The organism is Plantactinospora sp. CNZ321, assembly GCF_004217235.1.
In genome coordinates this window covers 5391044-5405529 of record NZ_SHKQ01000001.1, presented here as the reverse complement: position 1 = coordinate 5405529, position 14486 = coordinate 5391044, and the positions used below count along the sequence as shown (strand labels likewise).

Sequence of the window (14486 nt, the reverse complement as noted above, 5' to 3'; positions counted from 1 at the left end):
TCGCCCGTGACCGAGGAGATTTCCGTGCCCGGCGAGGACCAGACGTCCAAGCCGAATCTCGACGCCACCGTTCCGCAGACGGCTCGGGTGTGGAACTACTGGCTCGGCGGCAAGGACAACTACGCCGTCGACCGGGCGCTCGGCGACGAGATCGCCAAGGCGTTTCCGATCATCGTAGAGATCGCTCGGGCCGACCGCGCGGTACTCAACCGGGTGGTGCGCTACCTCGCCGGCGAGGCCGGGGTCCGGCAGTTCCTGGACGTCGGCACCGGGCTGCCCACCGCCAACAACACCCACGAGGTGGCGCAGGCGGTGGCCCCGCAGTCCCGGATCGTGTACGTCGACTACGACCCACTCGTCCTCGTGCACGCCCGGGCCCTGCTGACCAGCGGGCCGGAGGGTGCCACCGACTACATCGACGCCGACATCCGGGACACCGAGACGATCCTGCGTGAGGCGGGCCGGACCCTCGACTTCACCAAGCCGGTCGCGCTCATCCTCTCCGGGATCCTGGCCCACCTGTCCACCGTGGAGGAGGCGCGGGCGGTCGTGCGCCGGATCATGGACGCGCTGCCCGTCGGGAGTTACCTGGTGGCCGTTGACGGCGCCGACACCAACCCGGAACTCAACGAGGTCATGAAGATCTGGAACGAGTCGGCCAATCCGCCGTACGCGATGCGTACGCCCGAGGAGATCGCCAGCTACTTCGACGGTCTGGAACTGGTCGAGCCGGGGCTGGTCGACGTCACCCGCTGGCGGCCCGACCCCGGCACCGACGTACCGCCGCGCCCGCTGGACAACCTCGTCGGCGTCGGCCGCAAGCCGGGCTGACCCGGAACGTGACGGTGCACCGATCCGGGCCCGGTGGTGGGCCCGGGTCGCGGGTCCACCACCGGGCGACCCGGATCGTGGGCGTGCGGTCGGCGACGGCGGTGGCTATTACCCGGCCGTGACAATGCGCAGACCGCCTCCGGACATGGCGGTGGCAGCTTCGTCCGGGTGAGTTCGGAGCCTTGCCCGCCAGCCCGGCCGGGCGCCGTCCGGTCGGCGCCCCCGGGAACGCTGGGCCGACGTCGTACCGCCGGGGTGGCCCGGACGAGCACGCTGGCCGAGGCCGAGGTCGACCTGACGGCCGTCGCCGCCAACCTGGCCACGGTCGCGGACGTCGCCGGCACCGGGCTGATGGCGGTGGTGAAGGCCGACGGGTTCGGGCACGGCGCGGTTCCGGTCGCCCGGGCCGCGCTGGCGGCCGGCGCGAGCTGGCTCGGGGTGACCTCGACCGGCGAGGCGCTCGCGCTGCGCGCCGCGGGGCTCACCGCGCCCGTCCTGAGCTGGCTGCACCATCCGGACGACGACTTCGGCCGGCTGATCGCCGCCGATGTCGACCTGGGCGTCTCGACCGTGCCGCACCTGCACGCGATCGCCGATGCGGCGAGCCGGTCTGGCCGGCCGGCGACGGTGCAGCTCAAAGCCGATACTGGGCTGTCCCGCAACGGTGCCAACCGCGAGGACTGGCCCGATCTGGTCGGCTGGGCCCGCAGGTACGAGGTCGCGGGGAGCGTCCGGGTGCGGGGGATCTGGTCGCACCTGGCCGATGCCGAGACGCCGGACTGCCGGTGCGTCGGCCGACAGGTGACGGCCTTCGAAGAGGCGCTGCGGATCGCCCGGACGGCGGGACTTCGGCCGGATCTCGCGCACCTGGCGAACTCGGCGGCGGCGCTGGCCGCCCCGGCGACCCGGTACGACCTCTGCCGGATCGGACTGGCGCTGTACGGCGTCGACCCGTTCGGCGGTACCGGTGCCGGGGCGTACCGGCTGCGGGCCGCGATGACCCTGCGTTCGACGGTGGTGAACGTCAAGCGGGTGGCGGCCGGTACCGGCGTCTCCTACGGCCCGGACCGGGTCACCGAGCGGCCGACCACCCTGGCGCTGCTGCCGCTCGGCTATGCGGACGGGCTGCCCCGGGCAGCCGAGGGACGGGCCGAGGTGTGGCTGCACGGCACCCGGCGGCCGGTCGTCGGGCGGATCGCCATGGACCAGTGCGTGGTCGACGCCGGGGACCTGCCGGTGGCGATCGGCGATCCGGCGGTGGTCTTCGGTCCGCTCCGGGGGACCGACCTGGACGACGGCGCCGTCGACGGCGGCTCGGACCGGGCGGCCGATGCCGGCTGGCCGACGGTGGCGGAGTGGGCGGCGTGGGCCCGGACCAGCCCACACGAGATCTTGACCGGCATCGGTGCGCGGATCGCCCGGCGGTACCGGACGGCGGGGGAGGCAGCGGACCGACCGGGTGGGTCGGTGGCTCCGGTGCGATCGCGCCGGACGACCGCCGGGAGCGAAGGGGAGTGTCGGGGATGAGTGTCCGGCTGGCGGTGTTGTACGGCGGGCGCAGCGGTGAACACGAGGTGTCCCGCCGGTCGGCGGCGAGCATCCTCGCCCACCTGGACCGGGACGCCTACCGGGTGACCGAGGTACTCGTCGAACGGGACGGCCGGTGGCAGGTCGACGGCGTACCGGCCACACTGCCGGCGGCGCTGCGCGCCCTCGCCGCCCAGGACGTGGTCTTCCCGGCCCTGCACGGCCCGTACGGCGAGGACGGCACCGTCCAGTCGATGCTGGACTGGCTCGGCGTCCCGTACGTCGGTAACGGGGTCCTCGCCAGTGCGGCCGGAATGGACAAGGAGGTGACCAAGAAGCTGCTCGGTGCCGAAGGGTTGCGGGTTGCGCCGGGCGTGACGCTGCGGGCCGGCGAGTACCTGTCCCGGACCGAACAGCAGCGGTTGGGCCTGCCGGTCTTCGTCAAGCCGGCCCGGGCGGGCTCCAGCCTCGGCGTGTCCCGGGTCGACAAGTGGTGGCAACTGCCGACCGCGCTCCGACTGGCCCGCGACGCCGACCCGAAGGTCCTGGTCGAGCGGGCCGTACCCGGTCGGGAGATCGACGTCGGTGTGCTCCAGTACCCGGACGGGCGGGTCGAGGCCCGGCCGCCGCTGGAGATCGAAGTCCCGCCGACGGCCGCCTTCTTCGACCACACCGCCAAGTACGACGGCGGCGCCGTATTCCGGATTCCGGCTCCGCTCGACGCCGCCACGACCCTGGTGTTGCAGGACCGGGCGGTCCGGGCCTTCCACGCGCTCGGCTGTCGAGGGCTGCTCCGGGTCGACTTCTTCCTGCCCGACCCGGACCCGGCCGCGGGGTCACCCGGCACCCCGGCGACGGGGGGCGACGCGGTGACGGACGGCATGCCGGGAACGGACGGCATGCCGGGAACGGACGGCACCCCGGTGGAACCGGTGGTCAACGAGGTCAACACGTTTCCCGGTTTCACCAGTGTGTCGCAGTACCCGCAGATCTGGGCCCGGGCCGGGATCGCCTTCCCGAGCCTGCTCGACATCCTGATCGACGGGGCCCGGAGCAACCCGGTCACGCGCTGACGGGGCTCAGTTGTCCGAGGGAGTAATCCAGGGTATGGCGGGCCTGAGGCCGGGTGGCGGGCACCGGACCGGACCGGAGAGGTCCTGGGGGACCGCCTCGGGCTGATCCGGGCAGTCCATCGCGGCGCAGCCGTGCGACTCCCGGCTGCCGTCCGGGCCGGTGACGGTGACGGTGATGAAGGAGCGGTCCACCGGCCCGCCGACGGGCAGCGCGTACCGGACGGTGCAGACGATCTGGTCGACCGCCGCTGCCGACAGTCCCGTCACGTCGGTACCGAGCCGTACCGTCGTGCCCGACCGGTCGGACCTGGTCACTGTCGCCGGCCCGGCGTCCGCCGGAAGCTCGGTGCGGTAGCCCTGCTCCCGCTCCGTCGGGCTCGGGCCGGCCAGCAGCAGCGCCAGCGTGCTGGCGACCGAATCCGGCGACGTGGACGGGCGCAGCACCAGCGCGAGCCGGTCCTCCGCCACGAAGAAGAGGCCGACTCCCCGGACCGGCCCCACCGGGGCGGGGTTGCCGGAGATGACCACGCTCGGGCGTACGCCGCACCCGGCGACGAGCGTGCTCAGCAGCGCGACGGCGACGAGCGAGGTCAGCGTGACGGAGCGGAGTGGCACCCGCCGCCGGAAGCGGGTCACCTCCGTCCCCTCTCCGGCCGGTCCCCGCCGGGCGGCGCCGGATCGCCACAGCGGCGCGGCAGCCGGAGCGTGAAGACCGCGCCGCCGGCCGGATCGTTCGCCGCGACCAGGCTGCCCCAGCGCGCGCCGGCCCGGTGCAGCCGGGCGTTCTCCCAGGCGATAGCGAGGCCGAGGCCGCTGCCCTCGGAACGGCTCCGGGCGCTGTCCGCCTTGTAGAAGCGGTCGAAGACGTGCGGCAGCACCGATGGGTCCAGCCCCGGACCACGGTCGCCGATCGACAGCACGATCCAGTCCGGCTCGGCGCCCAGCCGTACCGACACCGGCGGGGCGCCGTGCCGGAGCGCGTTGCCGACCAGGTTCGCCACGATCACGTCCAGCCGGCGCGGGTCGAGCCGGGCCAGCACGCCCGGCGGCAGGTCGGCCACCACCCGTTCGGCCCAGCCCCGAGCCCGCAGGGTCGCCCGTACCGCCGCCGCCACGTCGACCTCGTCCAGGGTGAGCGCCGCCGTGCCGCTGTCGAACCTGGTCACCTCGATCAGGTCGTTGACCAGCCGGGTCAGGTTCTGCGTCTCCTGGCTGACCAGCCGGGCGGCCCGACCGGCGTCGCCGGGCAGCCGGGGCGCCTCCTCGTCCAGTACGTCGGTGACCGCGGTCATCGCGGCCAGCGGCGTACGCAGCTCGTGCGAGACGTCGGCCACGAAGCGCCGGGCGTCCGCCTCCATCCGGCGCAATTCGCCGACCTGCCGTTCCAGCCGTTCGGCGGTGTGGTTGAAGGTACGCGCGACCCCGGCGAGCTCGTCGGAACCGCGTACGGCCAGCCGGGTGCTCAGATCACCCTCACCAAGCCGGCGGGCCGCCCGGCCGAGGTCCCGGACCGGCCGCAACACGCCCCGGGCGGCGAGCAGCGCCAGCAGTACGGCGAGCACCAGCGACAGCCCACCGGTCAGCCAGGCAGCCATCGCGAGCTGGTCGATGCTGGCCTGCTCGGCGTGGAGGCCGTGCAGACGGTAGACCTCCAGACCGGACGGTCGCCGCGTCCCGTCCGGCTGGCTGAGCATCACCTGGGTCCCGATCACCAGGTACGGAAAACCCTGCGTGGCCTGCCGTTGCCAGACGACCCGGCCCCCAGCCACCGCGGTCCGCAACTCCGGGGTGAGTACGGCGGAGACCTGGTCGCGGCTGGAGCTGTACCCCTGGTACGTCGCGATCACAGCGTCGTCGTGGTCGGACAGTTCAGCGGCGATCGCGTCGAGGTCGGCCTGGCTCGGCGGCAGGTTCCGGATCGGGGTGAGTTGGGCGATCTGCTCCGTGAGCGTGAGGACGGCCGCGTCCTGGGCCTGTTGCAGGATGACGTTCCGGGCGTGCACGTAGCTGACCCCGGCCACCACCGCCGTGGTGGTCAGGCCGAGCGAGGCGAAGGCGAGCAGGAGCCGGACCCGCAGGCCGACCCGCCAGCGCAGCCGGTCCAGCAGTACCGGCCGCGTCACGAACCGGGCGCGGCTCACAGCGGGCCGAACCGGTAGCCGAAGCCGCGGACGGTCTGTACGTAGACCGGGCTGGCCGACTCGTCCTCGATCTTCGCCCGCAGCCGCTGCACGCAGGCGTCGACCAGCCGCGAGTCGCCGAGATAGCCGTGCTCCCAGACCGCCTCCAGCAGTTGTTGCCGGCTCAACACCCGGCCCGGGGCGCTGGAGAGTTCGAGCAGCAGGCGCAGTTCGGTCGGGGCGAGGCCGATCGGCGCCCCGGCCTTGCTGACCACCAGCGCCGACCGGTCGATGGTCAGCGCGCCGTACCGCTCCACCGCCGGCTCCGGGCCGGGTCGCCGGGAGTCGCCGCCGGCCCGCCGCAGCACCGCGCGGATCCGCGCCTCGAGTACCCGGGCCTGCACCGGCTTGACCACGTAGTCGTCGGCGCCGGCCTCCAGTCCGGCCACCACGTCGATGTCGTCGTTGCGGGCGGTGAGCATGATGATCGGCAGGTCGCCCGCCGATCGGATCCGGCGACACACCTCGAAGCCGTCCATACCGGGCAGCATGAGGTCGAGGACCACGACGTCGGCGCTGTCGGTAGCCAGCCGGGCCAGGCCCTGCTCGCCGGTTGGCACCGCGTCCACCGTGTGACCCTGGCGGGTCAGGGCCAGCTGGAGGCCCTCGCGCACGGTCTGGTGGTCCTCGATCAACAACACCCGAGACATGTCACCAACTATCGCATTCCCGCTCATGTTGCCCTGTCGATCATGGTGTTCGGCACGGATCGGGCCTCGGCTGGCGTACTGTCCGATTCCGTTACCGGCCGATAGCCCGGGACGGGGCCGGCAAAATCCGCCGAACGCACCAGGACCAGGATCGTGGCGACGACCAGGAGGACGAGCCCACTTCCGGCCGCGATCGCCACGAAGAGCCCGCGGGTATCGCCGAGCGTGGCGTGCGGGATGAGTGACGGCACGCCGACCAACAGCCCGAGCCCGAGCAGCCCGAACAGCCCGAACAGCGACACCCCGCCGGGTAACCCGGTGACCGGCCCGGTGACGCAACCGGCCGGAGCGGCAGCACCCGCGCCGGACCGGGCCAGCACGGCAGCGGCCAGGCAGAACAGCGCCGCCGCCAGCAGCACGCCGCCGAGCACGTCGCTGAACCGGTGCCAACCCGCGATCATCGTGGCGGCGGCGACCGTGCAGACGCCCACCGTGCCCGGGACGGCGCACCACGGGCGGGCCGGTGCGGGGACCACCAGCAGGACCGCGAGCAGCAGCGCCGTCGCCGCGGCGACGTGACCGCTGGGGAAACTGTTGTGCGTCGTCGAGGTGGCCACCCCGAGGTCCGGCCGCGGGATCAGCTGCTTGGCGACGCTCGCCCCGAGCACCGCGGCGCCGACCAGGCCGACACCGGCCACTCCTGCCCGGAGTCGCCGGCCGAGCACAGCGAGCAGCAGCACGGTGACCAGCAGCAGACCCAGTACGACCGGATCGCCGAACCAGGCCAGTACGCTCCTCGCCGGCTCGACCAGGGCGGTCGGCTGCTCGTATCCGCCGCCCCGCTCGGCCCGGGGCGGGAGCAGCTTGCCATCGAGGAACTGACCGGCGACGGTGCCGACGGATCCGGCGGCGGTCAGCACGAAGGCGAGCAGGTACCCGAGCCCGGCGCGGCGTAGCCGGCGGGCCGGCCCTCGGTCGACGGGCACCGACCGGCGGTCGGGCCGCCCCGCCGGCCGGAGCGGTGTCGTGGACGGGTACGGCGATACCGGATGCACGAGCCAAGGATGGATCGCCCCGGTCCGCAAACCATGCGGGTCCTGTCATGGTTCTGTCACGGTGCCGGTGCCGGTGCCGATGCCGGTGGCCGCGGGTGCGACCCCGTACACGATGCCCTGCGAGTCTGGCGGATGGACTCCCTTGCGGAACCGCATCCTGACCGCCTTCGGCCCGGGGAGCCGAGCGGGCGCCGGCGGACCGGTCAGGGGGCGCCGGCGCCGTCGACGCCCGGTGTGCCCGGGAGCGGAATCGCCGAGCCCGGACGTCAGGGCTTGCGTCCGACGCCGCCGTACCCGTCGACCGGTTCGGGGTCGGCGCTGTCCGATCGCCACTGCGAGATGGAGACGATGCCGGGCTCCAGCAGGGTCAGTCCGTCGAAGCAGCGCTCGATCTGCTCCGGGCTGCGTAACACGTACGGGACGGCGCCGGTGTCGTCGTAGCCCTGCTGGGCCGCGTCGAATCCCTCGGTGGTGTTGGTGCTGTCCCAGAGCACCAGGTAGCTGCCGCTGGGCACCGCCGCCACCATCCGGGCCACAATGGACTGTGCCTCGTCGTGCTCGGCGACGTGCCCGAGTACCCCCATGAACATGACCGCGATCGGCTGGGTGAAGTTCAGGATGTTCTTGGCGTCGGCGACGATCTGGTCAGGGTCGTGGAAGTCTCCGTCGACGTAGTCGGTGACCCCCTCCGGAGTGGTGTTGCTGAGCAGGGCGCGGGCGTGCGTCAGCACGAGCGGGTCGTTGTCGACGTAGACGACCCGGGACTCCGGAGCGGCTCGTTGGGCCACCTGGTGGGTGTTGTCCAGGACCGGCAGGCCGGTGCCGATGTCGAGGAAGTTGCGGACCCCCTCCTCGGTCGCGAGGTGGCGCACTGCCCGGATCAGAAACTGCCGGGACTGCTTGGCCAGCGGCACGATGCCCGGGAACTGTCGCCGGTAGGCGTCTCCGGCCTCGCGGTCGGCGGCGAAGTTGTCCTTGCCACCCATCCAGTAGTTCCAGATCCGGGCGGAGTGTGGCACGCCGGTGTCGAGTCCGTCCGGCCATGCACGGTGTGGCGGCGGGGCTTCCTTCGTCACCTGGCTCCCCAGGATTCCCGTAGTGAACGCGGCCGGTTCCACCGTAGGCTGTCGATGTTTCGTCCGCATCCTCCGGCCGAGCCGGGTACGGCTCAGGTGGCCAGGATGATGGTCATCCCGAGGTAGGTGGCGAGCAGCAGTACGCCCTCGAAGCCGAGCCGCCCCCAGCCGCAGGTCTGCCGGACGAGTAGCCCGGCGAGCAGGATCGCGGTCATGAACAGCCCGCTGGTGGTGATGAAGAGGTCCTCGCTGCCGGCGGCGTGATAGATGGAGCCCTGCCGGTACGCGATGTCGCCGACCACCAGCGTGATCACGTCAAGGATGTTCCCGCCGAGGACGGCGGCGATGGCGAGGGTGACCGCACCGCGCCGCACGGCGGCGATGGCGGTGACCGTCTCCGGCAGCCCGTTCACGATGCCGAGCAGGACACCACCGGTGAATCCGGTGGTGAGGCCGGTGGTCTCGACCACGCTCTCGGCGGCCAGCGACACCGCCCAGCCGCTGGCCGCGACGACGACTCCGACCAGCGCAAACCGCCCCCATAGCGTGCCCATGCGCTGCCTGTCGAGCGCACCGTGGTCCTGCGGTACGTCAGGTTGCGTCTCCTTGGTGCCGACGGCCTGCCACATCGGTCTGGTGCCGGCGGTCCGGATCAGCCGGAGCCCGCCGAGGTAGCAGGCGACGATCACCACCGAGATCGGATGGACGCCGCCGATGGTGACGTTCGGGCTGTAACTGCCCAGCAGGGCGAGGGCCAGCAGGGCGATCAGCAGACAGCCGAAGAGCAGGTTCGACGAGGAGGCGGCGGCGTGTTCGAGGTTGACCCGGCGGTGGAAGGCGTCGGCGACCGCGACCGCGGTGGTCTGGGCGGCGATCCCGCCGACCGCGTTGCTGTAGCCGAGTTGGGGATGGTTACCGGCCGCCGTGACGGCGGTCATCACGATTCCGGAGAGTCCGGTCGCGACGCCGAAGAAGACCACCCCGAAGACGGCCTCGCCCCAGCCGGTCCGGTCGGCCAGGGCGTCGCCCAGGGCGACGAGTCGGATGCTGCCGAGGATCGTGATCAGTCCGGCGACGGCGAAGACGCCGACGCTCGGTCCGAGCGGCCAGGGCGTGGCGGGGAGGAATCCCAGCATCGGGCGGGTATTCCCGGGTTACCGGCTCCGAAGCGTGCCGCCGGGGGACCGGTGTCTCGGTACCGGTTGGGGGTGGTCGGCGGCCGGACGGTGAACTCGGCGTCGGGCAGTTCGTCCTTGTTCGTCACGTACCGGTGCGCCAGGCTGCCGCCGCAGTCGCGCGGTCCGGCCGCCGGTCCGGCGACGCCGTACCGGCCGATTGCCGAGGGGACGAACCGGCGGCGCGGATTCGTCCGCGCCGCCGGTGAGCGGTCGATCGTCCGACAGGGCGTCGTTGCCCCGCCCTCGCGGGATGCGGTCCCCGGTGTAGTGGTCAGAAGGTCAGATCATCCTTACCGGGCGGCAGAGGGTCCGCCGAGCCGATGAACGTCTGCTGGGGCTCGTCGTCCACCGGAACGATCTCCCGGACGACCTGCCCGGTCAGGTCCAGCACCTGTAGTAGGTCCCGTTGCTCCGCGCCCTCCGGGGCGGAGTCGCCGTAGACCCGGACCAGCAGGTGGTCGTCGCCTACCCAGCCGATCAGCTGGGCCGGTCGGCCGGGGTCGACGGTTGCCTGCAGGGCCCCGGTCGCCGCGTCGGCGATCGTCACCACCGAAGCTCTGCGGCTCCGATCCACCAACGCCAGCCGGCTGCCGTCCGGGGAGATTCCGGTGGCGTCCACCAGCGATGCGCTCGCCGGGACGGAACCCACTCGCCGCCCGTTCAGGTCGTAAAAGCGGATCTCGGTGACCTGGTCCGGCACGGCCTCGCCGGCACTGTGGCTGACGGTCATGGCGAGTCCGGTACCGTCGGGCTTCCAGATCAGGCCCAGGCCCTGCGCGTTGTCGGTCGCGACGTCCGGCAGCGCCACCAGACGGGTCCGCAGCGTCGCCGCGTCGACCAGCAGGAATCCGTTCTGGTCGCCGAAGCGGGGCCGATAGGTGAAGAGAAGCTGCCGACCGTCCGGTGACCAGCTCCCCATGTCGGTGTAACCCCAGACGTTGGCCGCCTCGAGGTCGGGGTCGGGAATCCATCGCACGTCGCCGCTGGCCCGGTCCAGGATGCCGACCTGCGACGGATGGGCGGCGCTGTTGTCACCCCGTCGTACCAGGACTCGGTCCCCGGCCGGATCTGGCCTGGCGTAGCTGTAGGGAAGCCGGTCGTAGCTGCCCGTCGTCGGGTTCAACAGCAGGGAATAGTTGAACGCCGGGCTCGGGTCGTTGACCCGCACGTCCCGTATCCCGCTGTAGGACGTGACCACCGAGGTACGGCGGTAGCCGGCTGCCTGGTCGGGAGCTCCGTCGCCGGCCGGCACGATAGCGGCGACCACGCCGACCATCGCGGCACAGAGGACGGCGGCCAGTCCACCCCCGAGGCCGAGCCGGGCGATCCGCTGCCGCCGGGCCCGGGCGAGTGTGGCCCCGGCCAGCCCGTCCGGCGGTGGTGCCGAGTCGGCGAGTTCCTCGAACACATTCCGGATAGCTCCGGTGAGCTGGGAGTTCATCGCTTCACAACTTCCTTCGGCTGGAGGTTGGGCTCTTCCTTCGGCTGGAGGTTGAGCTCGGGGGAGAGCTCGCGGAGTCGGGTCAGGGCTCGGGCCGCCTGGCTGCGCACGGTCGACTCGGAGCAGCCGAGGATCTTGGCGATCTCGCTGTCCGGCCGGTCCTCGAGGTAGCGCAGCACCAGCACGGCGCGGCGTTTGGCCGGCAGTTGCGCCAATGCCTGCCGCAGCGCCAGCCGCAGGTCGACCCGAGCGGTGTCGTCGGCGGTGGCGGGTTCCGGCAACCGCTCCGCGCTCACCTCGGCCGGACGTCGCCGTATGCGGCGCCACCAACTCGTATGCTCGCGGTAGAGCGCCGTCCGCAGGTATGCCTCGGGGGCGCCGGTGCGGATCCGGGCCCAGTGCCGCACCCCGCGGACCAGCACCGTCTGCAACAGGTCCTCGGCCTGCTGGCGATGGCCGGTGAGGGCGAGCGCGGTGCGGAACAACGTGTGGGACCGGGCCTCGATGAACTCGCGGAACTCGCGTTCGAGATCAGCGTTCACGGTTGTGCCTGTCAGTCATACCGATTCCAACGCCAACCCGCCGACATCCGCTGCCCGTACCGCACCGGGAATTGTCGGCCGCGGGCCGGGGACGGCGCCAGGTCGCGGGCCCGGCCCCGCCGGAGGGTTGGGACGCCGGGTACTGATCGTCCCGGCCACCCCGCTCAGTGGCCTTCAGGTGTATGATCCGCCGGTTGAGCCCTACCCCTGCGGCGTGTGCCCCGGACGCCGGCACCGGGCTCGCGACCATATGGAGGATGGCGCATGTCCCAAGGCCAGGAGCTATTCGACCTGCACGAGGACAAGACTTCGCGACCCAGCTTCGAGACCACACTGCGCGGTTACGACAAGCGGCAGGTGGAGCAGTACGTGGCGCAGACTGCCAACGAGCTCTCGAAGCTGGTGTCCGAACGCGAGCAGGCGTTCAGCCACATTCAGGGGCTGACCGTCCATCTCCAGCAGGTGCAGACCGAGTTGACCGAGCTGCGGGACCGTCCGCCACAGGTCGACCGGGCGTCGTTCCGCGATCTCGGTCCGATGGTGGATCAGATCATGACGCTGGCCGAGAAGCAGGCCGGGGTGATCGTCGACGCCGCCGCGCAGCGGGCGACCGAACACCAGAACGAGGCGGAGCAGCTCCTCGCCGACGCCCGGGAGCAGGCCGAGAAGTTGGTGGCCGAGGGCGAGGCCAGCCGGGAACGGGCCGAGCAGGACGCGCAGCAGGTCCGTGAGCGGAGTGCCCAACAGGCCGAGCGGGCCCAGGCACAGGCCGAGTCGATGCTGGAGACGGCGCGCAACCAGATCCAGCAGGAGATCGAGGCGGCCCGGGCGCGTACCCAGCAGGAGCTGGGCCAGTGGCAGGCCAACGTGGAGCGGGAGCTGACCGAGCTGCGCAACACCACCGAGGCGGAGCTGACCCGGCAACAGAAGCAGGTCGAGGAGGAGAACGCGAACCTGCGGTCGGAGGCTCAGCAGTACGCCGCCGAACTGCGGCGGCGGGCGGACGAGCAGGCCACCGCGCAGCAGCAGCAGCTGACGGCCCTCCAGGAGGAGATCGAGACGCGACAGCAGTCGCTCAGCCAGTTGCAGGCCGCGCAGGAAACCGCGCAGCAGCGCCTGGCGCAGGCCCGCCAGGAGGGGGTTGCCGCAGAACAGGAGTTCGCCCAGTTGCAGCAGCGGCTCGGCGAGGTGCGCCAGGACCTGACCGCCGAACTCAACCGGCTGGACGAGGCCCGGCGGGCGGCGGAGCAGGCCGAGCGGCAGGCGGCCGAGGTACGGGCCCGGACGCGGCGTGAGGCGAAGCGGCTGGCCGACCGGGCCGCCGCCGCGGTGATGGCGGCAGCGGCGATCAGCGGCGAGACCGGCGAGTACCAGATGGTGGCCGTGCGCCAGGAGGCCGACCGAGGGCCGGCCGAGGTGCTCGCGGAACCGATCGAGCAGCCGGAGCAGCCCGAGCTGCGCGAGCCACCCGAGCCGCGCGAGTCACCCGAGCTGCGCGAGCCGCCCGAGCTGCGCGAGTCACCCGAGCAGCCGGAGCCGGCGGTGAACATGTTCGAGCCGCAGGACAAGGCAGAGCCCGCGGTGAACATGTTCGAGCCGCCGGAGCGGGCGGAGCCGGCGGTGAAGATGTTCGAGCCGCCCGAGCCGCCCGTGCACATGTTCGAGCCGCAGCAGCCACCGCACCACCCGCAACACGGGCACGCGCCGCCCGTGTACAGCCCGAACGGCGGCGACCCCACCCGCTACTAGTCAGCGGCAGCCCGCGTAGTCACCGGCCGGCCCTCGTCGGCCGGCCGGGCGCTCAGCCGCCGGCCTGGTCGGGCCACCGGCTGTCGGCCACCGCCGCAGGCGCGTCGGCGAGGGAGAACCGTTCCCGCAATCGGGAGTAGAACCGGGACGGGCGCAGCCGGACCAGGTGGGCCGGTTCGCGCGCCGGCAGCACCGTCACCCAGTCCCCGGGATCGAGTACGCCGCGCAACTGCCCGTCCACGCTGACCGCCACCTGCCCGGACTGGTCGAGGGCGCGTACCGTCACCGCCTCCTCGGCGGCGATCACCAGGCTGCGGTTGAAGACCATGTGTGGGGCGACCGGGGTGAAGACCAGCGCGGCGAGCCGGGGGGAGAGGATCGGGCCGCCGGCGGCGAAGTTGTAGGCGGTGGAGCCGGTCGGGCTGGCCACTACGAGGGCGTCGGCGGAGTAGGACGCGAAGAGCGTCTGATCCAGGTACACCCCGAGGCTGGCCTGTCGGTCGCGGGCCAGCTTCTCGAAGACGATGTCGTTCAACGCGGTGACGTCCAGCGCCACGCCCGGCTGGTCGACCGGTTCGGCGGTACGGGGCAGCGGCGGGGGCGGCGGCAGTAGCGGCCCGCGCCCGTAGCGCAGCAGCGCCGCCATCCCACCGGGGATCTCCAGCGGTCGCGAGGCGCAGAGCGTCAGCATCAGCCGCTCGTCGAGCTGGACCCGGCCGGAGAAGAACGCGTCCAGCGCGGTGTCGATCTCGGTGGGCTCGATCTCGGTGAGGAAGCCCACCCGGCCGACGTTGATGCCGAGCACCGGTACGCCGTCCTTGGCGGCGATCCGAGCGCCTCGCAGGAAGGTCCCGTCCCCGCCGATCGTCACCACCAGCGCCGGATGGCCGGCGGCCTCGGCCTCGTCACCCGCGTTGCGGCGCTGCCGCTGCCCCCAGGACGGCTCCCAGACGTCGATGTCGCTGACCCCGATCGAGTGGTCGGCCGCCCAGCGCCGGACGGTTCCGGCCGCCTCGACCGCCGCCGCCCGGCCCTCGTGCACCACCAAGCCGATCCGCTGATCCGTCATACTCTCGTCTCCCACCTGGCGCGCACGCCACCGGCCCGCGGGGGTAATCGTCTGGTCGCGGTCCCGGCCACTGCCTACCACGAACACCGTCGCCCAGCCCGGAGCGATTCCCCGT

The 14486-nt window shown here is 72.4% G+C and carries 13 protein-coding genes; 4 read left to right on the top strand and 9 right to left on the bottom strand.

Annotated elements, in window-relative coordinates; genetic code table 11:
- Positions 1-6 precede the first annotated feature (6 nt).
- From EV371_RS23385 to EV371_RS23375, 3 genes are all read left to right on the top strand, one after another.
- A complete protein-coding gene (locus EV371_RS23385; protein ID WP_349339627.1) occupies positions 7-831 on the top strand; it encodes an SAM-dependent methyltransferase in 825 nt (274 codons plus the stop codon).
- A gap of 168 nt (positions 832-999) precedes the next feature.
- A complete protein-coding gene (alr, locus tag EV371_RS23380) occupies positions 1000-2358 on the top strand; it encodes an alanine racemase (RefSeq protein WP_349339628.1) in 1359 nt (452 codons plus the stop codon).
- The gene (locus EV371_RS23375; RefSeq protein ID WP_130463951.1) at positions 2355-3431 is read left to right on the top strand and encodes a D-alanine--D-alanine ligase family protein; all 1077 of its coding nucleotides are present in this window, start codon (positions 2355-2357) and stop codon (positions 3429-3431) included. The genes alr and EV371_RS23375 overlap by 4 nt, the downstream gene beginning before the upstream one ends.
- Before the next feature lie 6 nt (positions 3432-3437).
- On the opposite strand, the gene EV371_RS23370 is transcribed toward EV371_RS23375, so the two are convergent.
- From EV371_RS23370 to EV371_RS23335, 8 genes are all read right to left on the bottom strand, one after another.
- A complete protein-coding gene (locus tag EV371_RS23370; RefSeq protein ID WP_130463950.1) occupies positions 3438-4067 on the bottom strand; it encodes a hypothetical protein in 630 nt (209 codons plus the stop codon).
- Positions 4064-5572 (bottom strand): ATP-binding protein, encoded by a 1509-nt coding sequence (locus tag EV371_RS23365; RefSeq protein ID WP_349339631.1) that lies wholly within the window; start codon positions 5570-5572, stop codon positions 4064-4066. The genes EV371_RS23370 and EV371_RS23365 overlap by 4 nt, the downstream gene beginning before the upstream one ends.
- Entirely contained in the window at positions 5569-6261 is a 693-nt protein-coding gene (locus EV371_RS23360) for a response regulator (RefSeq protein WP_130463949.1), read from the bottom strand. Before EV371_RS23360 ends, EV371_RS23365 begins: the two co-directional genes overlap by 4 nt.
- A gap of 23 nt (positions 6262-6284) precedes the next feature.
- The gene (locus EV371_RS23355; RefSeq protein ID WP_165436818.1) at positions 6285-7247 is read right to left on the bottom strand and encodes a phosphatase PAP2 family protein; all 963 of its coding nucleotides are present in this window, start codon (positions 7245-7247) and stop codon (positions 6285-6287) included.
- Positions 7248-7582: 335 nt separating this feature from the next.
- A complete protein-coding gene (locus tag EV371_RS23350) occupies positions 7583-8392 on the bottom strand; it encodes an SAM-dependent methyltransferase (RefSeq protein ID WP_349339634.1) in 810 nt (269 codons plus the stop codon).
- A 92-nt stretch (positions 8393-8484) separates the two neighbouring features.
- Complete coding sequence (locus tag EV371_RS23345) at positions 8485-9528, bottom strand: cation transporter (protein ID WP_130463946.1); 1044 nt, start codon at positions 9526-9528, stop codon at positions 8485-8487.
- Positions 9529-9841: 313 nt separating this feature from the next.
- The gene (locus EV371_RS23340; protein WP_130463945.1) at positions 9842-11011 is read right to left on the bottom strand and encodes a PD40 domain-containing protein; all 1170 of its coding nucleotides are present in this window, start codon (positions 11009-11011) and stop codon (positions 9842-9844) included.
- A complete protein-coding gene (locus EV371_RS23335; RefSeq protein WP_130463944.1) occupies positions 11008-11553 on the bottom strand; it encodes a SigE family RNA polymerase sigma factor in 546 nt (181 codons plus the stop codon). The genes EV371_RS23340 and EV371_RS23335 overlap by 4 nt, the downstream gene beginning before the upstream one ends.
- A gap of 264 nt (positions 11554-11817) precedes the next feature.
- Here EV371_RS23335 and EV371_RS23330 point away from each other — a divergent pair, with 264 nt between their 5' ends.
- Positions 11818-13302 (top strand): DivIVA domain-containing protein, encoded by a 1485-nt coding sequence (locus EV371_RS23330; protein WP_130463943.1) that lies wholly within the window; start codon positions 11818-11820, stop codon positions 13300-13302.
- A gap of 52 nt (positions 13303-13354) precedes the next feature.
- Here EV371_RS23330 and EV371_RS23325 read toward each other — a convergent pair whose 3' ends face one another.
- The gene (locus tag EV371_RS23325; RefSeq protein ID WP_130463942.1) at positions 13355-14371 is read right to left on the bottom strand and encodes an NAD(+)/NADH kinase; all 1017 of its coding nucleotides are present in this window, start codon (positions 14369-14371) and stop codon (positions 13355-13357) included.
- Positions 14372-14486: the final 115 nt, after the last annotated feature.